This window comes from Corynebacterium singulare, assembly GCF_000833575.1.
GTDB lineage: Bacteria > Actinomycetota > Actinomycetes > Mycobacteriales > Mycobacteriaceae > Corynebacterium > Corynebacterium singulare.
Genome location: NZ_CP010827.1, coordinates 1,441,833 through 1,468,473 on the forward strand (window position 1 = coordinate 1,441,833; position 26,641 = coordinate 1,468,473).

At 59.5% G+C, this 26,641-nt stretch carries 23 protein-coding genes; 20 read left to right on the plus strand and 3 right to left on the minus strand.

What is annotated here, in order from left to right; translation table 11 throughout:
- The first annotated feature begins 3 nt into the window (after positions 1-3).
- The 4 genes from hisG to CSING_RS06735 all read left to right on the plus strand — a co-directional run bounded on the left by hisG (position 4) and on the right by CSING_RS06735 (position 5,866).
- On the plus strand, positions 4-849 hold the full coding sequence (gene hisG, locus CSING_RS06720) for an ATP phosphoribosyltransferase (RefSeq protein ID WP_042530832.1): 846 nt from the start codon (positions 4-6) through the stop codon (positions 847-849).
- A gap of 91 nt (positions 850-940) precedes the next feature.
- Positions 941-2,464: an aspartate ammonia-lyase gene (aspA, locus tag CSING_RS06725; RefSeq protein WP_042530835.1), complete on the plus strand. Its 1,524-nt coding sequence runs from the start codon at positions 941-943 to the stop codon at positions 2,462-2,464.
- A gap of 300 nt (positions 2,465-2,764) precedes the next feature.
- A complete protein-coding gene (locus CSING_RS06730; protein WP_042530837.1) occupies positions 2,765-4,072 on the plus strand; it encodes an anaerobic C4-dicarboxylate transporter in 1,308 nt (435 codons plus the stop codon).
- Between the two features lie 126 nt (positions 4,073-4,198).
- Positions 4,199-5,866, plus strand: coding sequence for a formate--tetrahydrofolate ligase (locus CSING_RS06735; RefSeq protein ID WP_042530839.1), 1,668 nt, complete (start codon positions 4,199-4,201; stop codon positions 5,864-5,866).
- Positions 5,867-5,917: 51 nt separating this feature from the next.
- Here CSING_RS06735 and CSING_RS06740 read toward each other — a convergent pair whose 3' ends face one another.
- Positions 5,918-6,712, minus strand: a complete 795-nt coding sequence (locus tag CSING_RS06740; RefSeq protein ID WP_042530841.1) for a RecB family exonuclease — start codon at positions 6,710-6,712, stop codon at positions 5,918-5,920.
- A gap of 90 nt (positions 6,713-6,802) precedes the next feature.
- Between CSING_RS06740 and CSING_RS06745 the strand changes: the two genes are divergently transcribed.
- The 11 genes from CSING_RS06745 (at position 6,803) to CSING_RS06795 (ending at position 20,208) form a co-directional block, all read left to right on the plus strand.
- Positions 6,803-8,083, plus strand: a complete 1,281-nt coding sequence (locus tag CSING_RS06745; RefSeq protein WP_042530843.1) for a M18 family aminopeptidase — start codon at positions 6,803-6,805, stop codon at positions 8,081-8,083.
- A 37-nt stretch (positions 8,084-8,120) separates the two neighbouring features.
- Positions 8,121-8,957 carry a tRNA (adenine-N1)-methyltransferase gene (locus CSING_RS06750; RefSeq protein WP_042530845.1) on the plus strand — a complete coding sequence of 279 codons (837 nt, stop codon included), beginning with the start codon at positions 8,121-8,123 and terminating at the stop codon, positions 8,955-8,957.
- A 36-nt stretch (positions 8,958-8,993) separates the two neighbouring features.
- Complete coding sequence (arc, locus tag CSING_RS06755) at positions 8,994-10,550, plus strand: proteasome ATPase (RefSeq protein WP_042530847.1); 1,557 nt, start codon at positions 8,994-8,996, stop codon at positions 10,548-10,550.
- Positions 10,551-10,561: 11 nt separating this feature from the next.
- The gene (gene dop, locus CSING_RS06760) at positions 10,562-12,106 is read left to right on the plus strand and encodes a depupylase/deamidase Dop (RefSeq protein ID WP_042533243.1); all 1,545 of its coding nucleotides are present in this window, start codon (positions 10,562-10,564) and stop codon (positions 12,104-12,106) included.
- A gap of 70 nt (positions 12,107-12,176) precedes the next feature.
- Positions 12,177-12,368 (plus strand): ubiquitin-like protein Pup, encoded by a 192-nt coding sequence (locus tag CSING_RS06765; RefSeq protein ID WP_042530849.1) that lies wholly within the window; start codon positions 12,177-12,179, stop codon positions 12,366-12,368.
- Between the two features lie 47 nt (positions 12,369-12,415).
- The gene (gene pafA / locus CSING_RS06770) at positions 12,416-13,798 is read left to right on the plus strand and encodes a Pup--protein ligase (RefSeq protein ID WP_042533245.1); all 1,383 of its coding nucleotides are present in this window, start codon (positions 12,416-12,418) and stop codon (positions 13,796-13,798) included.
- A gap of 19 nt (positions 13,799-13,817) precedes the next feature.
- A complete protein-coding gene (locus tag CSING_RS06775) occupies positions 13,818-14,816 on the plus strand; it encodes a helix-turn-helix transcriptional regulator (RefSeq protein WP_042530851.1) in 999 nt (332 codons plus the stop codon).
- On the plus strand, positions 14,809-15,789 hold the full coding sequence (locus CSING_RS06780) for a helix-turn-helix transcriptional regulator (protein ID WP_042530853.1): 981 nt from the start codon (positions 14,809-14,811) through the stop codon (positions 15,787-15,789). The genes CSING_RS06775 and CSING_RS06780 overlap by 8 nt, the downstream gene beginning before the upstream one ends.
- Positions 15,790-15,870: 81 nt before the next feature.
- The gene (gene tatA / locus CSING_RS06785) at positions 15,871-16,134 is read left to right on the plus strand and encodes a Sec-independent protein translocase subunit TatA (RefSeq protein WP_042530855.1); all 264 of its coding nucleotides are present in this window, start codon (positions 15,871-15,873) and stop codon (positions 16,132-16,134) included.
- Positions 16,135-16,279: 145 nt separating this feature from the next.
- Positions 16,280-17,263 (plus strand): twin-arginine translocase subunit TatC, encoded by a 984-nt coding sequence (gene tatC / locus CSING_RS06790; RefSeq protein ID WP_042530857.1) that lies wholly within the window; start codon positions 16,280-16,282, stop codon positions 17,261-17,263.
- A gap of 107 nt (positions 17,264-17,370) precedes the next feature.
- On the plus strand, positions 17,371-20,208 hold the full coding sequence (locus tag CSING_RS06795) for a DEAD/DEAH box helicase (protein WP_042530859.1): 2,838 nt from the start codon (positions 17,371-17,373) through the stop codon (positions 20,206-20,208).
- A gap of 19 nt (positions 20,209-20,227) precedes the next feature.
- Here the strand turns inward: CSING_RS06795 and CSING_RS06800 are convergent, their stop codons facing one another.
- Positions 20,228-20,878, minus strand: a complete 651-nt coding sequence (locus CSING_RS06800; protein ID WP_042530861.1) for a trypsin-like peptidase domain-containing protein — start codon at positions 20,876-20,878, stop codon at positions 20,228-20,230.
- A 50-nt stretch (positions 20,879-20,928) separates the two neighbouring features.
- Here CSING_RS06800 and CSING_RS06805 point away from each other — a divergent pair, with 50 nt between their 5' ends.
- Positions 20,929-22,011 (plus strand): M24 family metallopeptidase, encoded by a 1,083-nt coding sequence (locus CSING_RS06805; RefSeq protein ID WP_042530863.1) that lies wholly within the window; start codon positions 20,929-20,931, stop codon positions 22,009-22,011.
- Positions 22,011-22,745, plus strand: coding sequence for an SDR family oxidoreductase (locus tag CSING_RS06810; RefSeq protein ID WP_042530865.1), 735 nt, complete (start codon positions 22,011-22,013; stop codon positions 22,743-22,745). Before CSING_RS06805 ends, CSING_RS06810 begins: the two co-directional genes overlap by 1 nt.
- Here CSING_RS06810 and CSING_RS06815 read toward each other — a convergent pair.
- A complete protein-coding gene (locus CSING_RS06815) occupies positions 22,742-23,539 on the minus strand; it encodes a cobalamin biosynthesis protein (protein ID WP_042530867.1) in 798 nt (265 codons plus the stop codon). The two genes, CSING_RS06810 and CSING_RS06815, sit on opposite strands and share 4 nt — an antisense overlap.
- A gap of 70 nt (positions 23,540-23,609) precedes the next feature.
- Between CSING_RS06815 and CSING_RS06820 the strand changes: the two genes are divergently transcribed.
- Genes CSING_RS06820 through CSING_RS06830 form a run of 3 tightly spaced genes read left to right on the plus strand, consistent with a single transcriptional unit; the run spans position 23,610 to position 26,556 of the window.
- A complete protein-coding gene (locus tag CSING_RS06820) occupies positions 23,610-24,164 on the plus strand; it encodes an FxsA family protein (protein WP_042530869.1) in 555 nt (184 codons plus the stop codon).
- The gene (gene lnt / locus CSING_RS06825; protein WP_407637919.1) at positions 24,164-25,681 is read left to right on the plus strand and encodes an apolipoprotein N-acyltransferase; all 1,518 of its coding nucleotides are present in this window, start codon (positions 24,164-24,166) and stop codon (positions 25,679-25,681) included. The genes CSING_RS06820 and lnt overlap by 1 nt, the downstream gene beginning before the upstream one ends.
- Positions 25,681-26,556: a polyprenol monophosphomannose synthase gene (locus CSING_RS06830; protein ID WP_042530871.1), complete on the plus strand. Its 876-nt coding sequence runs from the start codon at positions 25,681-25,683 to the stop codon at positions 26,554-26,556. The genes lnt and CSING_RS06830 overlap by 1 nt, the downstream gene beginning before the upstream one ends.
- The last annotated feature ends 85 nt before the right edge of the window (positions 26,557-26,641 follow it).

The following is a 26,641-nucleotide window of genomic DNA, read 5'->3' on the forward strand; positions in this document are numbered from 1 at the left end:
CCCATGATTAAGATTGCTGTCCCCAATAAGGGTTCACTGTCCGAGTCTGCCCTCGAGATTCTTAAGGAGGCCGGATACAAAGGCCGTGGACACAATAAGTCCCTCAACGTCGTTGACGAGGACAACGGTGTCGAGTTCTTCTTCCTGCGGCCAAAGGACATCGCCATCTATGTTGCCCAGGGCGTATTGGACTTAGGAATTACCGGCCGCGATTTGGCCCAGGACTCCCGCGCTAAGTTCAACGAGGTTCTCGACTTGGGCTTTGGTTCCTCCACCTTCCGCTACGCGGCTCCGGCGGGTGAGGAGTGGGACGTCGCCAAGCTTGAGGGCAAACGCATTGCCACGTCGTATCCGAACGTAGTGCGCGACCACCTGGCCGCTCACGGCATTGAAGCCGAGGTCATTCGTCTCGACGGTGCAGTAGAGATTTCTATTCACCTTGGTGTGGCTGACGTCATTGCGGATGTCGTCTCTACCGGGGCCACGCTGCGCCAGCAGGGCCTCGAGCCCTTCGGCGAGCCAATCGTGACCTCTGAGGCAGTGGTCATCAAGCGCGCTGGGGAAGAGCTTAACGACGAAGAAAACGTCGTTCTTGGCCGCATTCGCGGTATCCTCAATGCCCGTCATTACGTGATGCTGGATTACAACGTTGCTGAGGACAAGCTCCCGGATGTTGAAGCGGTGACCCCAGGTCTGACTGGACCGACTATCTCCCCGCTAGCCCGCGAGGGCTGGGTCGCGGTCCGCGTTATGGTTCCTCGAAAACTCGCTAACCAGGTTATGGATAGCCTGTCTGGAATCGGAGCGGAAGCAATCTTGGCGTCGGATCTCCGAATTGCCCGATTTTAGGGGCACATTCCAAACATTTTATTCTGACTCCTAGCTACGATGGACGGTGTCCACCATCGTTCTTCGATTTATATGCAAGGAGTCAGCCATCATGGCAAAGTCCACTAAGAAGGATGCTCAGTCCGAGACCAAGGCTACGAAGTCTGAGGTTGAGGAGAAGGCCACCAACAAGGCCCCGAAGTCGACCACAACCAAGAAGACTCGTACTGAGACCGACCTTCTCGGCTCCATGGAAGTTCCCAACAACGCGTACTACGGTGTTCACACGCTGCGCGCTATTGAGAACTTCCAGATTTCCTACGTGACCATCAACACCATCCCGGACTTCATCCGTGGCATGGTTCAGGTTAAGAAGGCCACCGCAATGGCCAACCGCCGCCTTCACGTTCTGCCCAAGAAGAAGGCCGAAGCCATCATCTGGGCCTGTGACCAGATCTTGGAGGAAGGCCGCTGCATGGACCAGTTCCCGCTGGACGTCTTCCAGGGTGGTGCTGGTACCTCCCTCAACATGAATACCAATGAGGTTATTGCCAACCTGGCCCTTGAGCACCTCGGCGAAGAGAAGGGCGCTTACGACGTCATCAACCCGAACGATGATGTCAACATGTCCCAGTCCACCAACGATGCCTACCCGACGGGCTTCCGCCTCGGCCTGTACTACGCAATGGAAGACCTCATTGACCGCATCGATGCGCTGCAGGCCACGTTCCACTCCAAGGGCAACGAGTTCTACGACATCCTGAAGATGGGCCGTACCCAGCTGCAGGACGCTGTGCCGATGACCCTCGGTGACGAGTTCAAGGCTTTTGCCCATAACCTTGCTGAAGAGCAGGCCATTCTGCGTGACTCGCAGAAGCGCCTCCTCGAGGTCAACCTGGGCGCAACTGCTATCGGTACCGGTGTGAATACCCCGGCTGGCTACCGCCACCAGGTCACCGCCGCTCTGTCGGAGGTCACGGGTCTGGAGATCAAGACCGCCCGCGACCTCATTGAGGCCACCTCCGACTGTGGCGCCTACGTGCTTCTGCACTCCACCATCAAGCGCGCCGCCATGAAGCTGGCCAAGATCTGTAATGACCTGCGTCTGCTGTCGTCCGGTCCGCGCGCAGGTCTGGCGGAAATCAATCTGCCGCCGCGCCAGGCTGGTTCCTCCATCATGCCGGGTAAGGTCAACCCGGTTATCCCAGAGGTTGTCAACCAGGTCTGCTTCAAGATCTTTGGTAATGACCACGTCGTCACCATGGCCGCTGAGGCTGGCCAGCTCCAGCTCAACGTGATGGAGCCGGTTATTGGTGAAGCACTGTTCCAGTCCATCCGCATTATGGGCAACGCCGTGGACACCCTGCGTGAGAAGTGCGTTGAGGGCATTACCGCTAACGCCGATGTCTGCCGTGCTTACGTGGAGAACTCCATCGGTATCGTCACCTACCTGAACCCGTTCATTGGCCACCACAACGGTGACCTCATTGCTAAGGAGTCCCTGGAGACTGGCAAGGGTGTCAAGGAACTGGTCCTGGAGAAGGGCCTGCTCGACGAGGAAACCCTGAACCGCGTTCTGTCCGTTGAGAACCTGATGCACCCAGAGTTCCGCGGCCAGCTCTACATCGACGAATAGAGCTTTACATCTGCGCCAGTCCTTACTGGCGCAAAGTGCAAAGTGCGCTTGACAGCGCCTGTGCAGCCCTCTTGGTTTGCACGGGCGCTGTCTCCGTTTTCTCCTCATCTTGGCGTCTTCCGCGGGAAGAGAAGCACCTACTTACGGGTGTGTAAGTGGACACAATCGGGCGTAAATGTCCACTTTTGGGCGCGAATAGGGAAGAATAAAAATAGTCAAATGTCGTTCGTCGGCCCAACTCAGGCTTGACGCGACCCACTTCCTAACGTGCAGCTCTGCTGCAAAAATTGGAGTCACACAATGGTTGTTGTGCACATCATCATCGTCCTTGCGGCGATCTACTTGGGTGCCCGTATTGGCTCAATCGGCATTGGTATGGCTGGTGGCCTCGGTGTCCTTCTACTCGGTCTTACCGGAGTACCAATTACCCGCGAGGACATTCCCTTCGACGTCATCGGAATTATTATGACGGTGATCGCTGCCATCGCGGCTATGCAGCGCGCGGGCGGTATGGATTACTTGGTCTACCTAGCTGAGAAGTTTCTTCGCAAGAACCCGAAGAAGATTACCTTCTATGCTCCGATTGTCACGTGGCTGATGACGGTGCTCGCTGGTACAGGACATACAGCTTTCTCCACGCTTCCGGTGATCGTTGAGGTAGCCAAGGAAGGCAAAGTCCGGCCATCCCGCCCGCTGTCCATCGCCGTTGTAGCTTCTCAGATGGCGATCTGTGCGTCGCCGATCTCGGCAGCCGTGGTTCTTCTGGCTTCGCTATTGGAGCCGCAAGGCGTTGGTTACCTGCAGATCCTCGCCGTTCTTATCCCAGCTACTTTCCTCGCTATCTTCCCGGCGGCGTGGTTTGCCAACCGCTCAGGAGTGGAGCTTGAGGATGATCCCGTCTACCAAGAACGCAAGGCTCAGGGCCTAGTAAAGGTCCCCCAAGGCTCCTCCAACTACAGCCCAAGCAAGGGCGCCAAGTCCTCCGTCATCATCTTCCTTGTCGCCATTGTCATCGTCATGCTGTGGGCCACTCTCACTTCCTCGCAGGTGGGTTTGATTGAGGAACCGACGCTGCCTCGCAACGAGGCGATCATGACCGTCATGCTCACGGCGGCAACGCTCATCGTGATGGTTACCAAGATTGCAGCCGGTGATGTCCTCAACACTCCGGTGTTTAAGTCTGGTATGTCCGCCTGCATCTGTGTATTGGGTGTTGCGTGGCTCGGCACATCCCTGATTAACCACTACATGGAGGACATTCAGGAGCTTTCTGGCGAGGTCATCGCTTCCGCACCGTGGTTGCTGGCGGTCGTTCTCTTCTTCGCCGCAGCGCTCCTTTACTCACAGGCAGCTACCACTAAGGCACTCATGCCGGCCGCCTTGGCCCTCGGCGTCAATCCGCTCACGGCAGTGGCTGCTTTCCCGGCTGTGTCCGCTCTGTTTATCCTGCCTACCTACCCGACACTCCTCGCAGCGGTTGAGATGGACGATACAGGCTCTACCCGCATCGGCAAGGCAGTGTTCAACCACCCGTTCATCATCCCGGGTGTCGTGAGCATCGTTCTGTCTATTCTCTTCTGCTACATCTTCGGCGCAGTTATCATTTAGTAGCTACTCGCCATGCCAGACAAAGGCCCCCGGCAACGAGTGTCAACAGCACACACTGGTTGCCGAGGGCCTTGTGTCTTCCTTTAACCGCAAATTCCCGCACTCTGGCGCGCTAAACTGGTGGGCATGAGTACGCAACCTTCTGACGTTGACATTGCCCAGGCTCACGAGCTCGAGCCCATCACTGACATTGCTGCCCGCGCCGGCATTCCCGATTCCGCGCTTATCCCGTATGGCCGCACGAAGGCCAAGGTAGATATCACGCAGATCGGCGATTTCCCTGCGAAGGGCAAGGTCGTCCTCGTCACAGGTGTATCGCCCACGCCGGCAGGCGAAGGCAAGTCCACTGTCCTGATCGGTCTCACTGACGCCTTAGCAAAAATCGGCAAGAAGGCCGTCGTGGCGCTGCGCGAGCCCTCCCAGGGCCCAGTCATGGGCATCAAAGGTGGCGCTGCTGGCGGCGGGTACTCACAGGTTGTACCGATGGAGGACATCAACCTCCACTTCACGGGTGACTTTCACGCCATCGCGGCGGCCACCAACACCTTAGCCGCCATCATTGACAACCACATCCACCAGGGAAATGCACTGAACATCGATCCACGCCGCGTGACGTGGCAGCGCTGTATTGACGTCAACGACCGCGCCTTGCGCAACGTTGTCACCGGCTTGGGCGGTCCTGCCCACGGAATCCCCGGCGAGACTGGTTTTACGATTACTGCGGCCTCGGAAATCATGGCCATTCTTGGTCTAGCCACCGATCTGGCAGATCTGAAGAAGCGCCTTGGTGACATCACCGTCGGATACACCTACGACCAGAAGCCCGTGACCGCGCGTGAGCTGGGCGCAGAAGGTGCCCTTACCGCGTTGATGCGCGACGCGCTCAACCCGAACTTGGTTCAAACTCTTGCTGGCACACCCGCCTTTGTTCACGGTGGCCCCTTCGCCAACATTGCGCACGGCTGCAACACGCTCTTAGCTACCCAGACCGCGATGCGCTTTGGTGACATCGTTCTTACTGAGGCTGGTTTTGGCGCTGATCTCGGCGGCGAAAAGTTCATGGACATCAAGGCTCGCTTTGGAGACCTCGACGTCGCCGGTGCTGTCGTCGTGGCCACCATTCGCTCCCAGAAATACAACGGTGGCCAACCCCGTGAAGAACTCACCACGGAAGACCTCGATGCTCTGAAGAAGGGCGTGGTCAACCTTGAGCGCCACGTAGACAACCTCCGCAGTTTCGGTCTCACGCCGGTAGTAGCTCTCAATCTCTTTGGTAGCGATACAGACGCCGAGCGTGAGTTCATGCGCCAATGGGCAAAGGACGCCAACGTCGCTTTGGAAGAAGCTGATGTGTGGTCTCAGGGCGGCGATGGCGCAATCAAGCTCGCAGAACTTCTGTTGGAGAACCTCTCCGAGGGCACCTCACACCAACTTTATGACCCAGAGAAGGGGGTTGAGGCCTCGATTGAAACCATCGCAACGGAGATCTATCGGGCTGAACGAGTGGAGTATTCCAGCAAAGCACTCAAAGATCTCAAGTACATCAAAGACAACGGCTGGGAAAATTTCCCAGTGGTCATCTCGAAGACGCAGTATTCCTTCTCTGATGACCCAAGCCAACTCGGTGCTCCTGAGAGCCATACCCTACATGTGCGTGAACTCCAGCCTCGTACTGGAGCGGGCTTCATTGTTGCTCTCACGGGCGATGTCATGACCATGCCAGGCCTGCCCAAGAAGCCAGCGGCCAATAACATCGACGTCGATGCTGAAGGGACGATCTCGGGGTTGTTCTAAGGACCCTCAGTAAGTCAGGGCAGTCAGGCGTTGCGTCATGCGCGCAGCGCCCTAATCTGGCCAACCGGGGTACACGGGGGGCGTGCCGCCGAAAGCAGGGCACAGGTCTTGGAAGGAGCACCAGCCGCACAGCTTCGAGGTCTTAGGGCGGAAATCACCCGACTTGCCGTCGCCTTCGATTTTCGCCCACAACTCGCCCAAGTCGCGCTCGAAGTATTCCAGTTCCTCGGGCCCCGGCGTGAGGAACATGGAGTCCAAGACCTTGAGGTACATGAGCCGCAGCTGCGTGGGGATGGTGTTAAACAGGCGCCAGTACACGAGAGCATAGAAGCGCATCTGAAATTGTGCGTCATGAGAATAGCGGGGGATAGGCTTCTTGCCGGTCTTATAGTCCACCACGCGAACCTCACCGGTGGGAGCCACGTCCACGCGGTCGATGAAACCGCGAACTGGGACACCGTTGGGGAGGACGGTGTCGACGTACATCTCGCACTCATGGGCATCGAAGCCTTGCGGGTTCTCCATCTGGAAATAGCCCTTGACCAGCTCGCGCGCCTCCACGAAGAAGTCCAGCTCTTCCTCTTCCGGGACGAGCTCGCGCAGGTCAGGATCGGTATTCACCATGGAGGTCCACTCCGGTTTAATCATCTTGACTGCCACCGGGTAATCGCGTTCTTCACGCGGCAACTTGTGCATGTTTTCCAGCACTGCATGGACCAATGTTCCCTTGACCTGTGCTTTCGTCTTGGGTTCCGGCAGCTTGTCTATCGCTCGAAAGCGATAGAGCAGGGGGCACTGGTTGTAGTTGGAGGCGCGGGAAGGAGAAAGTGCTATTCGCTGTGGCATAATGCTCCTCAGCCTAGCGCATGCCGATATCAGCACTGCGATACACAATGCAGCAGACGCGCGTCTCCTCGGCATGGCAAGCTTGGAGGTATGACTACTAGGAAAACGACGGAAGATTTTCTCGACTTCATTGCTGCCAGCCCATCCTCGTATCACGCTGCGGAAGAAGTAGCGCGCCAGCTAATCGACGTTGGATTTAGCCGCCAAGAGGAGACTGATGAGTGGTCGGCAGCGCCAGGTGGGCACGTGATGGTGCGCGGCGGAGCCGTCATGGCTTGGTACGTTCCGGAGGGCGCTGGCCCGGACTCGGGTTTCCGGATCATCGGTTCCCATACCGATTCCCCGGGCTTGGCCCTGAAACCTACTCCGGATTTCGATTCCGCCGGCTGGCAGCAGGTTGCTGTGGAAGTCTATGGCGGCGTGCTTCTTCACAGTTGGTTTGACCGCGAGCTGACCGTTGGTGGTCAAGTCATGACGAAGGACGGCACCCGCCACCTAGTCACTACCGGCCCGCTACTGCGGCTTCCGTCCTTGGCTATCCACCTCTACCGCAAGGATGAGTTCAAGCCTGACCGCCAACGCCACATGCAGCCGGTGCTGTCCGTAGGAACACCGGAGACGTCGGTCCTGGGGGTCGTCGGCAAGCAGCTCGGCATTAGCTCAGAAGACATCGCTTCCTTCAATCTCATTACTGCCGACGCCCAGCGCGGAGCGGTGTTTGGCGCCGGAGAGAAGCTCATCGCTGCTGGCAGAATGGATAACCTGTCTTCCGTCCATGCGTCGCTGCGGGCGCTGATATCGGCTGCTGAGCAGCTGGGCGTGGCTGATAATTCGAGCCACAACGACATCCTCGTCATGGCCGCTTTTGACCACGAGGAGGTCGGCTCCTCGTCACGTTACGGTGCTGGCGGGCCCATCCTGGGGGATGTGCTTACTCGCACCGCACGGGCACTGGGCGCCACTGAGGAGCAGCGTTTTCAGATGTTCGCTCGCTCCAGCTGCGTCTCCGCAGATGCCGCGCACTCAGTGCATCCCAACTACGCGGAGAAGCACGATCCCACTCATCACCCCATCATTGGCCAGGGGCCGGTGACCAAGATAAATGGCAACCAGCGCTATGCCTCTGATGCCCAGACTGTATCGCTGTGGGAGGACGCGTGCCGCCGCGCTGACGTGCCTTTCCAACGTTTTGTGGGCAACAATGACGTACCATGCGGTTCCACCATTGGGCCCATCTCTGCTACCCGTCTGGGCATCCCGACGGTCGACGTCGGAGTCCCGATGCTGTCCATGCACTCAGCACGTGAGCTGGTAGGTGAGCGTGACCAACTATGGCTCGGCCAGGCTCTTGAGGCATACTTGGTGGGTTAACCCCGTACCCCGCACTCTGTGAAAGGCCCTTGACGCTATGGCTTATTCTGGCCCCTTCAGCTACGGCGACCGCGTGCAGCTTACTGATGCTAAGCGCCGTCACTACACCATCATCCTCGAGGAGGGAGGCCAGTTTCATTCGCACAAGGGCATCATCAACCACGATGACATCGTGGGCCTCGATGAAGGTTCCGTCATCGACTCCACGCTGGGCAGCTCCTTCCTGCTTTTCCGCCACCTCATGGTGGATCACGTTCTCTCCATGCCGCGTGGCGCTGCGGTGATCTATCCCAAGGATTCCGCACAGATTTTGGTCGAGGGCGACATCTTCATGGGAGCCCGCGTGCTGGAGGCCGGCGCAGGTTCGGGCGCGCTGTCCATGACGCTACTGCGCGCCGTAGGCCCGCAGGGCCACGTTTACTCCTATGAGGTCCGCGATGACCATTTGGAGTATGCCGTGGACAACGTCACGGAGTACTTCGGCGAGCAGCCAGAGTGGTGGAGCCCGCGACTGGGAGATCTGGCTGATGTCAGCGTCGAGGATCTCGGGGGCCCGGTTGACCGCGTGATCCTTGACATGCTCGAACCATGGGAGCACTTGGAGAAGGTGCGCGACATCCTCATTCCCGGCGGCGTGTTCATGACCTACGTGGCCACAGTTCCGCAACTGATGAAGGTCATGGAAGGCATTCGTGAGCTCAAATGCTTCACGGAGCCAAAGGCCTGGGAGTCCCTCGTGCGTGAATGGAAGGTCGAGGGCCTAGCTACCCGTCCAGAGCACCGCATGAATGCCCACACGGCCTTCCTTATTTGGACACGCCGCCTTGCAGACGGCGTCACGCCGCCTCGTCCGCAGCGCCGCGCACGAAAGTAGGGGGATCGGCCCTCACCGCGCGCTAGGGTGGATCCTATGAACGATGCCCCCTACGGTTCCGAGCACACACAGTTGCGCCGCCAGATGGACCAGCTTTCTGAGCGCAACACCAAGCTCGCCGCCTTGCTGAAGGATGCACGCGTCAAGCTCCAGCAGCTACTCGCTGAGGTTGATGCCCTCGCAGAACCCGCGTCCACCTACGGTGTCTTCCTGGGTTATTCCGGCCGCCCTCACGATTCGCGCCGCGATGCCGAGGTTTATACCAATGGGCGCGTCATGCGGGTGAAGATTTCTCCTAACCTCGAACCAGGCTCGCTCAAGGTGGGGCAGCAGGTCCGCTTGGGTGAAGGTTTCGTTGTGGTAGAGGCCTGTGCGCCTGTAAGTACCGGCTCGCTGGGAACACTTCAAGAACGCATTGGCACTGACCGAGCGGTGGTGACCAATTCCGCGGGCGAGGAGCAGGTGATCCTGTTAGCTGCAGACTTGCGTGATACCGTCCGTGCCGGGGACACCCTGCTTATTGAGCCGAAGTCAGCCGTGGCTTCCGAGCGTGTCCACAAGACAGAAGTGGCGCAACTGACGTTGGAGGAAGTCCCCGATGTTTCTTACGAGGATATCGGTGGCCTTGATGAGCAGATTTCCCAGATTCGAGATTCTGTGGAACTGCCTTTCGTGCACCCAGATCTGTATCACCAGTTCGATCTTCAGCCGCCCAAGGGCGTGTTGCTCTATGGCCCTCCAGGCTGCGGAAAAACTCTGATTGCCAAGGCCGTGGCTCATTCGCTGTCTGCCTCCCTGGGCACCACTGCGCCCAGCTATTTCCTCAACGTTAAGGGCCCAGAGCTACTCAATAAGTTCGTGGGCGAAACGGAGCGGCGTATTCGCCTCATCTTCGAGCGAGCACGCGAGCTGGCCTCCGAGCAGACCGCGGACGGGAGCCAGCGTCCAGTCATTATTTTCTTCGACGAGATGGAGTCCATCTTTCGCACCCGCGGTTCCGGTGTGTCCTCCGACATGGAAACCACCGTGGTTCCGCAGCTTCTCACGGAGCTGGACGGCGTAGAAAAGCTCAACAACGTTATCGTTATTGGTGCTACCAACCGTGAAGAACTTATTGATCCGGCCATCATGCGTCCGGGCCGTCTCGACATCAAGATCCGTGTCAACCGTCCAACCAAACAGGGAGCGCGAGAAATCTTTGCCCGTCACTTCCCAGACTCGGTGCCGCACGAAGGCGAGCTTGACGCGCTCATCGATGATGCAGTGGAGGACCTGTACGCTGACCGGCCCTTCGTCAAGTTGCGCTTCGCCAACGCGGAGCCGCGCGTACTGCATTACCGGGACTTTGTGTCCGGTGCGATGATTGCCAATATCGTGTCCCGCGCAAAGAAGCTGGCTATCAAGGAAGCCTTGACAGCAGCCGACGGCTCGGTATCAGGTATTACCGCAGCGCACCTTCATGAGGCTATTGCCGCCGAGCAAGCAGAATCAGAGTACGTGCCCACTTCCGCGAACCCGGAGGAGTGGGCCAAGATCGTCGCCGGAACCTCTGTGGGGGCACATGTCACCGGTGTTGAGTTGATGGGAGCGTAGACATGGGAAGAATGAAACGCGTACTTGGTACTGAGACCGAATACGGCATCTCGACGCCATCGAATCCCGCCTTGTCACCCATCGTGTCCTCTACGCATGCCGTCGTAGCCTATGCTGCGCTGCACACGGGGGCGCGCTCACGCTGGGATTTCCGTGAGGAGCACCCGCTACGTGACAGCCGCGGCTTCGATCTCAAGCGCTATCACACGGTGCCCGTTGTTGATCCAAACGCTATCGGTGTGGCCAACGTGGTCACCGCCAACGGCGCACGCTTTTACGTCGATCATGCCCACCCGGAGTATTCCTCACCGGAGTGCACGAACGCGTGGGATGCCATGGTGTACGACGCCGCCGGGGATCTCATCCTGCGCCGCGCCGCGGAGGCAGTCAACGAGCTGACAGCCCAGGGAACCTCCGTGCTAACGAACCATGATCCGTGTCCGCCTCTGAAGTTCTACAAGAACAATGTCGATGGCAAAGGCGCTTCTTACGGTAGCCACGAGAACTATCAATACTCCCGTGACACCAATTTTGAGGACATCGCGCAGGGACTCATTCCTTTCTTCGTGACCCGCCAGGTGGTCACGGGTGCCGGCCGCATGGGTCTCGGTGCTGACGGCGAAGAGGCAGGGTTTCAGATCTCGCAGCGCGCAGACTACATCGAAACCGAGATTTCCCTGGAAACTACTCTCAACCGCGGCATCATTAATACCCGCGATGAACCGCATGCGGTGGCTGAGGACTACGGACGTCTGCACGTCATCATCGGGGACGCCACCATGTCCCACACCTCGACGTTGCTCAAACTCGGCATGACCGCTCTAGTTCTGGATGCTATCGAGGACGGCGTGGACTTTAGCGATCTGCGTTTGGCGGAACCTGTCGCCGAAGTCCAGCGCGTCAGCCGCGATCTGTCGTTGACGCATGAGCTGGTGCTTGACGACGGCCGCCGTCTCACCGCCCTGGATATCCTCGCCGTCTATCGCGAACGCGTCACTGCTACTTCTCCTGCAGAGGAAAAAGTTCTTGACGCCTGGGATGAGGTGGTGGAATTGCTTGCTGAGGATCCACTCAAGGCCGCTCATCTTCTGGATTGGGTGGCCAAGTACCGGTTGATCAAGGGCTATCTGGACCGCGGTGCTGCAGCGGATGATCCCAGGCTCGCTCTTATTGATCTCCAGTACTCGGACATCGATCCGGAAAAGTCCCTGTACCACGCACTGGTACGCAAGGGTCAGATGCGCACGCTCGTAAGCGACGATGAGCTCGCGCGTGCGGCGGATAACCCGCCGAGTGACACCCGAGCTTTTCTTCGCGGGCGCGCCACCCAGAAGTTTGGGGAAGATGTGCTCGCTGCCTCGTGGCAGTCGCTGACCTTCCGCATTGGTCCGGAAAACGGCGCGGAATCCGGTGCTGCCTGTGTGGCGCTGGATGAGACAACCAGGCTGGGGGAGGAGGATATCGGCACGCTGCTCGATTCCGCTGCCACCGCCCCGGATTTTGTCGAAGGACTGCGTCAGCTGGGCGTGGCCATCGAGTACCCTACGTTGTATTGAGCATAATCGGCTTCTCGCCTTAGCTTTTAGCCCTTCAGCACGCTTGTAGCTCACGAAAGGAGCATTCACCATGAGTGGAAATCAATCCCAGGTCAACGCCGGCGGCGGCAACAACTCGGGCGATAATGCCGAGGAGTTTGACGCCGGACAGGTCAGCATCAATAGCGCGGGCACAGATGATCTCCTCGATGAGATTGACGGCCTGCTTGAGTCCAACGCCGAAGAGTTTGTGCGCTCCTACGTGCAAAAGGGCGGCGAATAAGGGTGGGCCAATCCTCCGGTAACGCCCCGGTCTACGCGCGGCGCATCATGGGCATTGAAACCGAGTACGGTATCACGGCTTCGACGGCTCCTGGACAACGAGCGATGTCCCCAGATGAAATCGCCCGCGTTCTCTTCCGGCCGGTCGTAGCGTCATATTCCTCCTCGAATATTTTCGCTCCTAATGCCTCCCGCCTGTACCTCGACGTCGGCTCCCACCCAGAGATCGCCACCGCGGAATGCGACAGTCTCAGCCAGCTCATCGCCTATGAACGTGCCGGTGACCGCATGGTGGACGGAATGGCACGGCAAACTGAAGAAGCTCTGGCCGCCGAGGGCGAAGAGCGCGCGGTGTACCTGTTCAAGAACAACGTCGATTCCGCTGGAAATTCTTATGGCTGCCACGAGAATTACCTCATCGGACGTCACGTTGTGCTCAAAGACTTCGGTCGAGCCCTGCTGCCGTTTATGATTACCCGCCAGCTCATCTGCGGTGCCGGCATGATTCAAAAGCCTAAGGGCGAGCAACCAGCTCGTTTCGTTCTCTCCCAGCGCGCTGACCAAGTGTGGGAGGGCGTATCTTCAGCAACAACTCGCTCCCGCCCCATCATCAATACCCGCGATGAGCCGCACGGCGATTCCAAACGCTTCCGCCGAATGCACGTCATCGTGGGAGACTCCAACATGGCTGAGCCCACCTTGGCCCTCAAGGTTGGTTCCACACTGCTCATGCTCGAGATGCTTGAGGCGGGCTTTGACGTTCCGCAGTTCGCCGTGCAGGACCCGATTCACCACATTCGTGAGATTGCGCTCGATCCCACGGGCCGTACGCGGTTGCCGCTTGATGACGGCGGCACAGCTACCGCCCTTGAGGTGCAGCAGGCGCTCTGCGCAGCGGCGCAGACGTGGCTTGAGCACCGCGAGGATGCCGGCACGCCGACCGCGGAGATGGCCCGAGTCGTCGACCTCTGGCAGCGGACGCTCACAGCCATTGAGACCCAAGATTTCTCTGGAGTGGACCGCGAAATCGATTGGGTTATCAAGCGCAGCCTGCTTGAACGCTACCGCGCGCGCCTGGGAGGGGAGTGGGCCCACCCCAAATTGGCCCAAATCGACCTGACCTACCACGATATCCGCCCCGGCCGGGGGCTTTTCAGCGTGTTGGAACAGCGTGGGATGGTGAAACGCTGGATTGATGACGCGACCATCGAGGCTGCCGTTGATAACCCACCACAGACAACCCGTGCCAAACTGCGCGGGGAGTTCCTCGCGGCTGCCCGCCAACTTGATGCCGCTGTGACGGTGGATTGGACGCGGATGAAGGTCAACCGGCCAGAACCTATGACGGAGGAGTTCTCCGATCCCTTCGTATCCGAGGATCAGCGTTTGGACGGGTTGTTAGACTATATGCGTTCACACCACGGCGTTTAGCACGAAGGAGCCTGCCACCATGGCGTCAGCTGACCGCACCGCACACCGGGCTCCGGCCTGGGACACAGCCGTTGAAAGGCTCACCAACCTCACTTTCGCTCTTCATGGAGCCGCCCACCAAGGCGGTGTCCCTGACCGCAGCGCTGCATGGATCCAAACTCACGTTGAGGGTTATCAGGGGAAGAGCGATGAAGCCTTTAACAAGCAGCTGTCCCGCGACATCGTAACTCTGCAACGCGCGGGTGTTCCCGTCGTTCACACCAGTGGGCCAGAAGGTCCGCTCTACCGGCTTAACCCCGAGGATTACCAGCTACCACCTGTGGATTTCACCCCCGAAGAAGCCATGGTTCTGGGTGTTGCCGGGGGCATTGGCACGCCCGGTGGGTTGAGCGATTTCAGTCTTTCGGCATGGACCAAGATCGCAGCTTCAGGTGCGTCGCGCGATCTTTCTGGGGCTCCGGTGTATACCGCAGTCAATGACATGACAAAACTCAGTCCGGAGCTGGTGAAGGCAATTATCACCGCGGTACGGGCCGGAGTGCGCATCTCCTTTGATTATTACCCTACGCCGGCCTCCGAACCTATACGCCGCCTCATGGACCCGTGGGGGCTTGTCAACCACCGTGACCGTGTCTACCTCGTCGGTTGGGATGCTGATCGCGAGGCTCCCCGTACTTTCCGTGCCACGCGCATGAGAAATGTTCGCCGCTCCCGCCAGGAAGCCACGCATCTGGAGCCAAGTGCACCACTGCAAGACCTCGTTATCGCCGCACTGGATCGGGGTGAAACCATCAGTGCCATTCTCAACGTGCCGGAAGGCCAAGCAGCCGAACTCGTCGAGGCGGGAAACCGCCGCAACGATGGCCTGCTCGAGCTCACAGACGTTCAGCGCGATTGGCTGGTTCGTACTGCCGCTGGCTATGCGCCCGATGTCATCGTGCTGGAGCCTGAGGAGATCCGCGTCGACATCCTTAGCCTTCTGCGCGGTGGCAGCACTGAGGAGGGGCCTCATGACTGATCACTCACGTAAGCTGCAGGCGCTCGTTCGCTCGCTCAATCTCATTCCGTATCTGCGCAACCACCCGGATCTCACCCCGATGGAAGCGGCAGAGGATCTCGGCATGACCCCAGCGGAGCTGAAAGATGCCGTGGATAGACTTTTCTGCTCAGGCGTGGGGCGTAATACCGAAGAACTCATTGACTTAAGCTTCAGCTACCGCGACGGCATTGAGATCTACAACGACCAGGGCTTGACCCAGGCACTGCGCCTTACTCCGACGGAGGCCGGGGCGCTGTTGCTGACGCTTGAATCTCTAGAGGCAATGCCAGGGCTTGTCGACGTCTCCGCTGTCCATTCCGCCGCCGCCAAGCTGCGCGACATCATGGATGAGAAGACCGCTGCTATCTATGACTCTCTTGCCGCAACTGACCCGGAAGAATCCCAGGTCCAGGCGGCATTGGCAGGAGCTGTAGACAACCACAAGCAGGTGCGCTTCACTTACTGGAGTATGTCCTCCAACCGCACACGCGAGCGTACTGTGCACCCCGCTCGTATCTTCATCGTGGATGGTGAACCTTACCTCGTGGCCTGGGATGAGTCCGCTGGTGGAGAAGCGACGGGAGAGCATCGCACCTTCCGTCTTGACCGTATGAAGGACGTGGAGGTGCTGGACGCACCGGCAACCCCGCACCTCCGCGAGCTAGACTTCAACCCTGATTCACCGTTTGGTCTAGATCACACTCTCACCGCTGAGCTCGAGATTCACCAAGAGTTCACCTGGCTAGCAGAGCACTATGACATCACCCTGGGTAAGAACCTTGGAAATGGCCTCATAGCTGCAACGATGCCGATTGGCTCTGAGGCGTGGTTCACCCGTTTTGCGCTCGGCCAAGGCGATAGGTTGCGGGTTACTGGCCCTGCAAAGCTCGTCCGCGCTATTTCGCAGCATAGAAATCGCGCCATCGAGCGTTATACTCAACTCCCAGATTAAGTGCTCTCCGCGTGCGCTCGTTGCGAGGTGTTCTCCACATCCGTAACACGCACCACCGACTATGAAAGAAGGGGCTTCCCCATGACTGTGGGACCTTTGGAAATCGGCCTTGTCGTCCTCGTAATCGTGCTGCTCTTCGGCGCTAAGAAGCTTCCGGAGCTCGCTCGTTCCGTGGGCCGTTCCATGCGTATCTTCAAGTCCGAGGTCAAAGAAATGAAGGACGAGAACAACACCGCTGACGGTCAAGGCCAGATCGCTGCCGCTAAGAAGAACGACGAGGACTTCTGGAACAGCCCGGAGATGCAGCCGCGCTCCACCAAGCCGGTAGACGGTACCCAGAACTAAACACCATTCACGCCATCTTTCTGCCTGAGAGGGGAGGACGTGTGCCTTGAGCGATATGCGCACACCATCTGCTACAAGTAAACCCACGAGCAGGCAGAAGTGGACCTCAAAGCTACGGCGCAAGCCGAAAAACCCAACCGGGGAAATGACCTTAGTGCAGCACCTTCAGGAGCTGCGCAAGCGCATTGTTATCTCCTTGCTCGCCTTGATAGTGGGCACCATTCTTGGCTTTCTGTGGTACCAGCATTCACCCTTCGGATTATCACCGTTGGGCGAAATCCTGCGTGGCCCGTACTGCTCTTTGCCAGAAGAGCGCCGTATTTCCTTTAGCGCAGACGGTGAATGCCGTCTGCTTGCTACCAGTCCTTTTGAGATGCTTCTCCTGCGTCTGAAGGTTGGTGCTCTCGCCGGTGCGGTGCTTGCCTCCCCAGTGTGGCTCTATCAGATTTGGGCCTTTATCGTGCCTGGTCTGCACAAGAACGAGCGCCGCTTCACTTTCTTCTTTGTCTCCAGCGCCGTGGTTCTCTTTGTTCTCGGTGCCGTTCTGGCGTACTTTATCCTCTCGGTGGGACTGGAGTTCCTCATGGGGATGGGTGAGGAGTTCCAGACCGCAGCGCTCACCGGTGAGCGCTACTTCTACTTCCTGCTCACTCTGCTCATGATCTTTGGCGTGAGCTTCGAAATTCCGCTGCTCATTGTCTGCCTCAACCTTATCGGTGTGCTGGAGTACGAGCACGTCAAGGACAAGCGCCGCATCATCATTGTGGTCATCATGATCTTCGCGGCCGTGGTGACTCCAGGACAAGAACCTTTTTCCATGCTGGTGTTGGCATTCGCACTCGTACTACTCGTGGAGATTGCCTTCCAGTTCTGCCGAATCCACGATAAGCGCGCTCAGCGTGAACGTCCTGCGTGGATGGACCTCGATGATGAGACGGCCTCGCCGTTGGGCGAAGGCCCCGGGGGCATTGGCACGCCGACTCCAGTCGAGGCCCCGACGAGTGTCTCTGCCTCCGCTGCACCAGTGAGTAGCCCATCTCCACGGACCACGGGGGCGTCGCCAAGCACCAGCACCGCTCCGCGCACCACGCAGCCGCCACAGGGCGGATTCTTCGATGACGTCCTTTAAGGACATACTCGTTAAAGCCGACCTGGCAAAGGCACTGACCGCGTTTCTCCTCGCGCAGCGGTCACCGACTGCGCCGCGGTAACGCTGGGCAGGTACCCTGGGTGCTTATGACATTGACGCATCTGGACGAGTTCACCCGCGCCCTGCCGTACTCCCTGGATGACTTCCAAATCGAGGGTTGCCAAGCCGTCGAGGACGGCCACGGCGTGCTGGTATGCGCGCCTACTGGTGCTGGTAAAACCATCGTCGGCGAATTTGCGGTCTCCCTTGCGCTGAGCCAGGGCACCCGCTGTTTCTACACCACGCCGATTAAGGCACTGAGTAATCAGAAGTACCACGACCTCGTCGAAGCCCATGGTGAAGACGCCGTGGGCCTGTTGACGGGTGATGTCTCCATCAACTCTTCTGCAGACATCCTCGTGATGACCACTGAGGTGCTCCGCAACATGATTTACGCTGGCTCCGGCGCACTAGAGCGGCTTACCCACGTGGTCATGGATGAGATCCACTTCCTTGCGGACGCCTCGCGCGGTGCAGTCTGGGAGGAGGTCATCCTCAATCTTGATGAACACGTCTCCATCATTGGCCTCTCCGCCACCGTGTCGAACTCGGAGGAGTTTGGACGTTGGCTGAGCACCGTGCGCGGTGATACCACTGTCATCGTCAGCGAGAACCGCCCCGTACCACTGGACCAGTGGATGATGGTGGGCCGCAAGATATACCCGTTGTTCGAACCGAATTCTGGCGGTCAGGTCAACGCGGAGCTTGCCCGGCGCATCGAGCGCTTGGAGTCGGGGGAGCGCTCGGCTGGTAGCTCTTCTGACGCCTACGAGAATAAGCGAGCTAGCTTCCGCTCGCGGGCACGCCACAAGGGCGGGGGTCGTGGCAGGCACGGTGACCGCAACGGTGGCGGTCACGACAGGCGTAGTGGTGCACCCCGTGCACAGGACCGCTATCGCCCGCTCGGCCGCCCAGAAGTGCTCAAAGAGCTGCAGTCCATGAACATGCTGCCGGCAATTACCTTCATCTTCTCCCGTGCAGGATGTGACGGGGCGCTCTACCAGTGTCTGCGCTCGCGCATGGTGCTCACCTCCCCGGAGGAAGCGACGGAGATCAAAGCCATCGTGGATAAAGGTGTGGAAGGCATCCCCGAGGAGGACCTCCAGGTTCTGGATTTCAAGCGCTGGCGTGAAGCTCTGTCGCGTGGGTTCGCTGCTCACCACGCAGGCATGCTTCCGGCATTTCGGCATATCGTTGAGGAGCTCTTTGTCAAGGGTCTCGTCCGAGCCGTGTTTGCCACTGAAACCCTTGCCCTCGGCATCAACATGCCTGCCCGCACCGTGGTGTTGGAGAAGCTCATCAAGTTCAACGGCGAAGCGCACGTTGACCTCACGCCAGGCCAATACACGCAGCTCACTGGCCGCGCCGGCCGCCGAGGCATCGATACCCAAGGCAATGCAGTCGTGCAGTGGGCACCGGCGATGGACCCGCAGGCGGTGGCAGGCCTCGCATCGACCCGTACCTACCCATTGATCTCCACCTTTGAACCCGGCTACAACATGGCCATCAACCTGCTGGGGATGCTGGGATTCGAAGAATCCCTGCGCCTGTTGGAGAAGTCCTTTGCCCAGTTCCAGGCGGATGGCTCCGTGGTGGAGGAGACCCGTGAGATCGAGCGTGCTGAGCATCGCGTTCGCGAACTACGCACACAGCTCGACGACACGATTTCTCATTTAGCACCACCCACCACAGATGGTGAGGATGCCGCGGAGGTCCTTATGGACTACATGCGGCTGCGCCGCGCCTTGAGCGATGAGGAAAAGGCAGCCCAAGCCAACAAGAAGAATGAGCGCCGTAAAGAAGTCGCCGCTGTTCTCGCGCGTCTCCAGGTCGGTGAGGTTATCGCCATCGCAACAAGGAAGCGCCCCACGTTAGCCGTTGTCATTACCCCTGCCAACCAATCTGCTGACCCCCGCCCATGGGTGACCACAGAATCGGGATGGTCCGGGCGTATCGACGCCGAGGGCATTGAGAATCCTCCCATCTCCGTTGGCCACATGAAACTGCCGCGCGCGGCGCAGAAGAATCCGCGCCGCCACATCAAGTACGTTCAGGATGCCTTTAAGCGGGACTTTTATAAGCGTCCGAAAAAGATGCGCACAGCGCCGCGGAATCGCCCCAACAGAAAGGTCGGGGAGTTGCGTGACGCCATCCGCCAACACCCGGTTCACCACTGGCCGGCAACTGATCGAGAGCAACTTGCTGGTGTAGCCCAGAAACTTGCCCGCCGCGAGCGCGACTTGGCCAAGCTCGAAGCCAAGGTAGAGCGTGCTACCGACACCCTCGGCCGCACCTTTGAGCGCATTGTTGATCTACTCTCTGAAATGGACTACGTGGAGTTTGAAGGCTTCGGCGAGGACCGTGAGCCAGTGATCACTGATGAGGGCGAACGCCTGGCCAAGATCCATTCCGAATCGGATCTCCTCGTGGCGCAGTGCCTGAAGCGCGGTATCTGGAATGACTTGGATCCCGCGGAGCTGGCAGGCGTGGCATCGCTGTGTGTCTTTGAAAATCGCAAGGCCACGCGCGGTGAGCCCGGTGCGGCCACGGATCCTATGGCGGATGCCATGGACGCCACTTGGCGTATCTACACCGAGCTCGTGGCGGATGAGAGGCGCCACAACCTTCCGCAGACGCGTGAGCCGGAACCTGCCTTCGCACTGGCCATCCATCAGTGGACCGCGGGCGCGCCGCTGGCCTACTGCATGGCAGCGGCCAACGAGGCTGGCGCCGAGCTCACCCCCGGTGACTTTGTGCGCTGGTGCCGCCAAGTAGTGGACCTGCTTCAGCAGGTGGCTAAAACCGGCTACGAAGAGGACATTCGCCGCAATGCCCGGCGCGCCATCGATGCTATCCAGCGCGGTGTCGTCGCCATCGGCGCCTAATCCCACCCCAAGGCTCAGTTCACGGCTTCTTGGACCGGGTCTCATGTTTATCCGCCCCTGCAAGGAGCGCGGTCGCAGCAGCCACGAGTGCTGGGCGGTGTGTACCAACGAGTGCGAGCGTGGCAATGCGCAGGTTCTTCCCGAAGGGATTGAGTATGAGCGCTTGGGTGCCCACGACGTCATCGCCCACCAGCGCCGGTCCGCCGGAATCACCTTTCACCGCGGGCACTGTGTTGAACACCATGCCGGCGGGGGAGACGGTCGTCCGAAAGTCAACGGACCACGTGCGGAAGAAAGGCATGAGAAAGCGCCCTCGGCGTTGTTGGGCGCGCCGAGCCTTACCGCCGTAGCCCCACGTCACAATCTCCTCGCGGAAGCCTGGGGTCCGTGTGGTCAGCCCCGGCACATCACGGGGAGGAGCTGGGCTGTCCAGCAAGCACAGGGCCATGTCTGTGCCATCAATGGTGCGCACGGCTGTGAGCCTCCGGTTGAATCCGCCGCTAACTTTGTAGTGGTCCCTTTCCTCAATCCCATCACGGAAGAAATGGGCGCAGGTGAGCACCAGCTGGGCGCGGAGCTGCGGGCGGGGTAGAAGGGAGGCGTCAACAAGCACACCCGAGCAGTAGCCCTGTCGGGTGCGGATCTTGACGGCAGCGGGATGAGGCTCCATGAACTCCAGCCTAACGAGGAGCCCGCGTGCAGCGCGGTAGGCTGGCGGGCATGACTGATTATCCTTCCCGCCTTCAGCGCGCCCGTGAGGCAGTGGCTGCCCAAGGAATCGATGTGGCACTGGTAGGCACCGGTGCCGAGTTTGCTTATCTCACCGGTTCCTGGGTGTCCTCCCATGAACGTTTGACCTGCCTAGTGATTCGCCCTGATGCTGAGCCAGTTATCGTGGCTCCCCGCACGGATATCGAATCCCTTGAGGGCGTTGCTGCCCGTTTGCGTGGTTGGAGTGACGGCGAGAATCCCTACGCACTGGCGTTAGAGGGGTGCACTCCGCGAAAGGTGGCGCTGGGTTCAACCCTGACGGCCGATCACGTGTTGCGTTTCCAGGAAGTGCTTGATGGCTCTTCCTTCGTTCTCGCCACCACCGCCCTCGCTGATCTGTTTACGCGCAAAGAGGACGAGGAGATTTCGGAACTGCGCCACGCCGCACGAGCGATCGATGCGGTACATGCGCAGGTACCTGGACTCTTGCAGCCTGGACGTACCGAAGCCGAGGTTGCCGAGGACCTTCGGACCCTCATCTTGCGAGAGCACACGTCGGTGGATTTCATCATCGTTGGTTCCGGTGCCCACGGCGCGAACCCGCATTATGACTTCGGAGAACGCATTCTTGCAGCAGGGGATCCGGTTGTCGTCGACATCGGAGGTACTGTGCCCTCGGGTTATCACTCCGATTGCACGAGGACTTATGTCGTAGGCGGCGATCCAAGTGCTGCACCAGAGGACTTCCTGGACGCCTATGCGGTGCTGGAGCAGGCCCAAGCCGCCGGCCGCGCAACCATCCGCCCGGGAGCGACCGCCCAGGACATTGACCGCGCCACCCGTGAGGTCATTGAGGAAGCTGGCTGGGGAGAGTTCTTTACGCACCGCACTGGCCACGGTATCGGGCTCTCAACCCACGAAGAGCCTTTCATCATGGAGGGAAACAGTTTAGAACTAGCTGCGTCTATGGCCTTTTCCATCGAGCCGGGCATCTACGTGCCCGGGAAATGGGGAATGCGCTTGGAAGATATTGTGGTGACCACTGAGGATGGCTATGAGTCCCTCAACCAGGCACCGAGGGAGCTGCGCTAATGGGAGCACTGCTCATTCTGGGTGGACGCAGCGACATAGGTGGCGAACTCGCCCGCAGGCTCTGCCAGGGCCGCCCGGTGGTGTTGGCTGCGCGTGGTGAGCAAGGCATGGAAGCCCTCAGCGAGGAACTCGTTCATGCCGGGGCAACCGCCGTCCATACACTATCTTTTGATGCCATCCAGGTAGACCAGCACCGCGAAGTAGTGGCACAAGCTGCCCAGCTGGCCGGCGAGGAGATCACAACCGCCGTGGTGGCCTTCGGCATCTTGGGGGATCACAACCGCGCAGAGCACGATGAAGCCCACGCTTTCGATATCGCGCTGGTGGACTATGCAGCGCAGGTGTCCATGCTCACCGTGCTAGCTGATGTCATGACGTCGGGCCACATCGTCGCCTTTTCCTCCATCGCTGGATGGCGAGCCCGCCGCGCCAATTATGTGTACGGCTCGACCAAAGCCGGACTCGATGCCTTCTGCCAAGGGTTGGCTGATCGTCTCCACGGCAGCAATCTTGCCCTCATCACTGCACGGCCAGGCTTCGTTATCGGTTCTATGACCAAGGGAATGAAACCTGCTCCGTTGTCCGTTACGCCAGACAGTGTGGCTGAGGCCGTCACGAAAGCTATCGAGTCGGGGACTGAGTCACGAACCGTGTGGATCCCTCGTGCGCTCCAACTCCTAGCCTGGGTCATGAAGCTCGTGCCGCGTCCCATCTGGCGGCATATGCCGCGCTAATCCTGAAGGTGCGGCGAGTTCACGTCGAAGATAAAGCCCCGCGGGGCAAGCACCCGCAGAACAACGTCGGCATCGCCATCGGCAAGGTCGTGGATAACGAGGCCGCGCCACGGAGTGACCGTTACCGGCGCATCGAGCTGCGCAATCAGTCCGGCGTATTCACCTGGCAAAGCGCCCTTGTGGAGACCCGCGCCCAGATCGACTCGTCCTTCGGCAGTGTGCTCGGTAAGCCAACCAATAGGTGCGGGGTGCAGGGATGCCGCTGCCTCCGCTGCTGAATCTGAAGTAGGGCTATCTACCTCATCTATGGTCTCTAGGAGGGCGGTGATGAGGGCGGGGAGGGCGTCGTCAAGCGCAAGCTCCTCGCCTTTTACCTGACCTGCCTCGATGAGGCGAACAACCGTCGAGTCCTCAGGTGTGCGCAGTTGCAAGCCAGTGGACACGCCCTGGCTCAGGATGTCACCTAGGCCGCCATCGACCCCGATAACGGTCTCACGTAAAGCGTTCCCCTCCGCTTCGTGTTCAGCAAGTGCAGCCGAGATCTCTTCAGCCACGCGGGCAGCAACCGATCGCGCCTGCGCAGACAGGGGAGAGGCCACGACGCGTGGAGGAGTCCGTGGAAGAGACACACTGCTCACCGCAGCCTCATCATCAACTCCGCGAAGGGTGAGCACGCTGTGCTCTTCGAGATACACATAGCCATCGGCGTGCTCGCGCGCGACCTGGCCCAGCGCTAGCCACTGCTCAGGGGTGACCACGCCGCCGGCGGGATAGAAGTGCAGAGTATGGGACATGGTGGGCTAGTCTAATGGGCTTAGGAGGGGCAACAGCGAACCGGCTGGTAAAGCAAGTAGGGTAGGCAGCATGCCCTTTGTTCTGTTCATCGCGTACATCCTTCTGGAAACCCTCGCCTTCTGGGCCGTCGCGCAGTGGATCGGCGTCCTCTGGGCCCTACTTGCCCTAGCGCTGACCATGTTCTTCGGCATGACCATTGCCAGCCTGGAGGTGCGCCGCATGATGTCGAGCCGCATCCGCCAGGCAGGTGATGGCATGTACGTCATGGAGGATCCGACCCCTGGAAAGACAGCCGGCAACGTGGGCCTGACGATGGTGGGAGGCATTCTGCTATCCATGCCTGGCTTCGTGTCTACTGTGCTCGGTGCGCTGTTTATCTTTGCACCAACGCGTTCGCTGATTCGCATGATGCTAGCAGCGTCGATGTTTAAGAAGATTGAGGACATGGGCATCCGCGCCTATGAGGCCTCTCCGATGGCTCAGCACCGAGACTCCTATGGTTCCTTCGGCAACGCCGGCCCGATGACGCCGAATGCTCCGTCTCCTGAAGTGATCGACGAGGACGAGCTGCGGGATTGGACCAAGAACGTCAAGCCTGAGGACTTTGAGGACGGCAAGAACTAGTGCTGGGGATTATCGCTCGACTGATCCTGGCGGCCACATCCGGCGCCGTCACCTACCTCGCCATCGAACCGCGGGGTTGGTGGGCAGCCGGAATTATCGGCGTGGCGCTGCTGGTGGCTGCGCTCGCGCCGTGGCGCACGACTGAGCCTTCCTTGGCATGGTCCGCACTCATCGCCGCAGTGCACAGTGCTGTGCTCTACGTGTTCACACTGCCGTGGATTGGCGAGCTTGTGGGCTCGATGCCCTATATCGCACTGGCGTTGTTTTTGTCCCTCTACAGCATCCTGCTCGGCATCGGCGGGTCTGCGCTGCTGCGCTGGAAGTACGGCTTCGCGCTCTTCCCTTTCTTTTATGTTGCGGTGGAGATGCTGCGCTCTTCGGTACCTTTCGGCGGCTTTTCCTGGGTCCGCCTGGCCTGGGGGCAAATTGAGGGGCCACTGGCTAACCTCGCACCGTGGGGAGGCCCCGCTCTCATCACCTTCGCAGCAGTGTGTGCAGCGGCAGGTTTTGTGGGATTGGCTCGTGCACCGAGGCTCGCCTGCGCGCTCATTGCGCTTCCCCTGTTGGCAGGCATTCTGGCAGGACAGGGGATAGGTCGTGATTCACGGACCACGGGAACGGTGACCATCGCGGCAGTGCAGGGCAACGTCCCGCGGCTTGGCCTGGACTTCGCAGCGCAACGCCGCGCGGTGCTGGACAACCACGTGCGCGTCACTGAACAGGCCGCCCACGACGGCGCACACCCTGACATCGTCATCTGGCCCGAGAATGCCTCCGATATCAATCCGTTCACTAACAAGGACGCACGGATGCTTATCGACGCCGCCTCCCGCGACATCAACGCCCCCATCCTCGTCGGCACATTAACGACAGATGAGGTGGGCGCGCGCAACACCATGCAGGTGTTCAACCCGGATGGTTCGGCAGGTGAGCATCACCACAAGAAGTACCTGCAGCCTTTTGGCGAGACCATGCCGATGCGCGACTTCTTTGCCAAGATCACCGATCTGGTGGAGCTTGCAGGGGATATGAAACCCGGAGATGGGCCCGGTGTAGTCACCATGGCTGGCACGACGGTGGGTATTGCCACTTGCTATGAGGTGAGCTTTGACCAGGCCGTCCGCACTGCCATCGATAACGGCGCGCAGATCCTGACCACGCCTACCAACAACGCCACCTTCAGCGATTCCGACATGACCTACCAGCAACTCGCGATGAGCCGGTTGCGAGCGATGGAAGCTGACCGGGCCGTCGTCGTGGCCGCGACCTCTGGAGTCTCCGCCATCGTTCATCCAGACGGCAGCGTGAGCCAAGCTAGTGGCATCTTTGAGCCTGCCTACCTTGAAGAAGAACTCCCGCTACGAGAAGGACGTACTTTTGCGGTGCGTTATGGTTCGATCCTGCAATGGCTCATGACTATTATTGGAACGGTCTGCGCGCTGCTGGCGGTCTATTCCACTTCCTTTACTACCCGGAGCAGCACGCCTCGTCTTAAACCTAAAGGAGCAAAGAACTAGTGAGCTCGACCCGCGAATCCACCCTGGTCATTATCCCTACCTACAATGAGATTGAGAACCTGCCGCTGATTACCGGCCGCGTGCGTAAAGCCACGCCTGAGGTTCACATCCTCATTGTTGACGATAACTCCCCGGACGGCACCGGCGAGGCAGCCGACAAGCTGGCAGCGGAGGACTCCAACCTTCACGTGCTGCACCGCGAGGGCAAGGGTGGCCTGCTGGGAGCTTATATCGCTGGCTTTGAGTGGGGTCTGGAGAAGGATTACCAGGTTCTGTGTGAAATGGATGCGGATGGCTCCCACGCACCAGAGCAGCTGCACCTGCTGCTCGAGGAGATTGAGAAGGGAGCCGACCTCGTCATTGGTTCCCGCTACGTGCCGGGCGGCGAAACCGTCAACTGGCCGGCCAACCGTGAGCTTCTCTCGCGTCTGGGTAACAAGTACATCTCCGTCGCACTCGGCGCAGGAATCAGTGACATGACCGCCGGCTACCGTGCCTTCCGCCGTGAGCTGCTCGAGCACCTTGACTTCGATGACCTGTCCAAGGCTGGTTACATCTTCCAGGTGGACGTGGCTTTCCGCGCCATCAAGGATGGTTTTGACGTTCGCGAGGTGCCGATCACCTTTACCGAGCGTGAGCTGGGAGAATCCAAGCTGGACGGTTCTTTTGTTAAGGACTCCCTCCTTGAGGTCACCAAGTGGGGCGTTGCTCACCGTTCCGAGCAGGTCAGCGATTTCAGTGGTGAAGTGTCCAAGCTGGCCAGCCGCACCGTGGAAGATCTCGAACTCGGCGCAAAGGCCACCAAGATCAAGAACGCCGTGAGCGAGTTTATCGGTGACGTTACCCACTTGGTTCAGCGCTCGAGCAAGCGCTAGCCGTCTGAGCTAGCGCTGCAGTGGCCAGAACTAGCAATGACCGACGCGCAGCATCAATAGAACAAAAATAGGGTAGAGGCTCCCA

Bases quoted from the DNA above. Each gene is read 5' to 3' on its own strand.
- hisG (WP_042530832.1), top strand. From the start codon at position 4: ATGATTAAGATTGCTGTCCCCAATAAGGGTTCACTGTCCGAGTCTGCC.
- aspA (WP_042530835.1), top strand. From the start codon at position 941: ATGGCAAAGTCCACTAAGAAGGATGCTCAGTCCGAGACCAAGGCTACG.
- CSING_RS06730 (WP_042530837.1), top strand. From the start codon at position 2,765: ATGGTTGTTGTGCACATCATCATCGTCCTTGCGGCGATCTACTTGGGT.
- CSING_RS06735 (WP_042530839.1), top strand. From the start codon at position 4,199: ATGAGTACGCAACCTTCTGACGTTGACATTGCCCAGGCTCACGAGCTC.
- CSING_RS06740 (WP_042530841.1), bottom strand. From the start codon at position 6,712: ATGCCACAGCGAATAGCACTTTCTCCTTCCCGCGCCTCCAACTACAAC.
- CSING_RS06745 (WP_042530843.1), top strand. From the start codon at position 6,803: ATGACTACTAGGAAAACGACGGAAGATTTTCTCGACTTCATTGCTGCC.
- CSING_RS06750 (WP_042530845.1), top strand. From the start codon at position 8,121: ATGGCTTATTCTGGCCCCTTCAGCTACGGCGACCGCGTGCAGCTTACT.
- arc (WP_042530847.1), top strand. From the start codon at position 8,994: ATGAACGATGCCCCCTACGGTTCCGAGCACACACAGTTGCGCCGCCAG.
- dop (WP_042533243.1), top strand. From the start codon at position 10,562: ATGAAACGCGTACTTGGTACTGAGACCGAATACGGCATCTCGACGCCA.
- CSING_RS06765 (WP_042530849.1), top strand. From the start codon at position 12,177: ATGAGTGGAAATCAATCCCAGGTCAACGCCGGCGGCGGCAACAACTCG.
- pafA (WP_042533245.1), top strand. From the start codon at position 12,416: ATGGGCATTGAAACCGAGTACGGTATCACGGCTTCGACGGCTCCTGGA.
- CSING_RS06775 (WP_042530851.1), top strand. From the start codon at position 13,818: ATGGCGTCAGCTGACCGCACCGCACACCGGGCTCCGGCCTGGGACACA.
- CSING_RS06780 (WP_042530853.1), top strand. From the start codon at position 14,809: ATGACTGATCACTCACGTAAGCTGCAGGCGCTCGTTCGCTCGCTCAAT.
- tatA (WP_042530855.1), top strand. From the start codon at position 15,871: ATGACTGTGGGACCTTTGGAAATCGGCCTTGTCGTCCTCGTAATCGTG.
- tatC (WP_042530857.1), top strand. From the start codon at position 16,280: ATGACCTTAGTGCAGCACCTTCAGGAGCTGCGCAAGCGCATTGTTATC.
- CSING_RS06795 (WP_042530859.1), top strand. From the start codon at position 17,371: ATGACATTGACGCATCTGGACGAGTTCACCCGCGCCCTGCCGTACTCC.
- CSING_RS06800 (WP_042530861.1), bottom strand. From the start codon at position 20,878: ATGGAGCCTCATCCCGCTGCCGTCAAGATCCGCACCCGACAGGGCTAC.
- CSING_RS06805 (WP_042530863.1), top strand. From the start codon at position 20,929: ATGACTGATTATCCTTCCCGCCTTCAGCGCGCCCGTGAGGCAGTGGCT.
- CSING_RS06810 (WP_042530865.1), top strand. From the start codon at position 22,011: ATGGGAGCACTGCTCATTCTGGGTGGACGCAGCGACATAGGTGGCGAA.
- CSING_RS06815 (WP_042530867.1), bottom strand. From the start codon at position 23,539: ATGTCCCATACTCTGCACTTCTATCCCGCCGGCGGCGTGGTCACCCCT.
- CSING_RS06820 (WP_042530869.1), top strand. From the start codon at position 23,610: ATGCCCTTTGTTCTGTTCATCGCGTACATCCTTCTGGAAACCCTCGCC.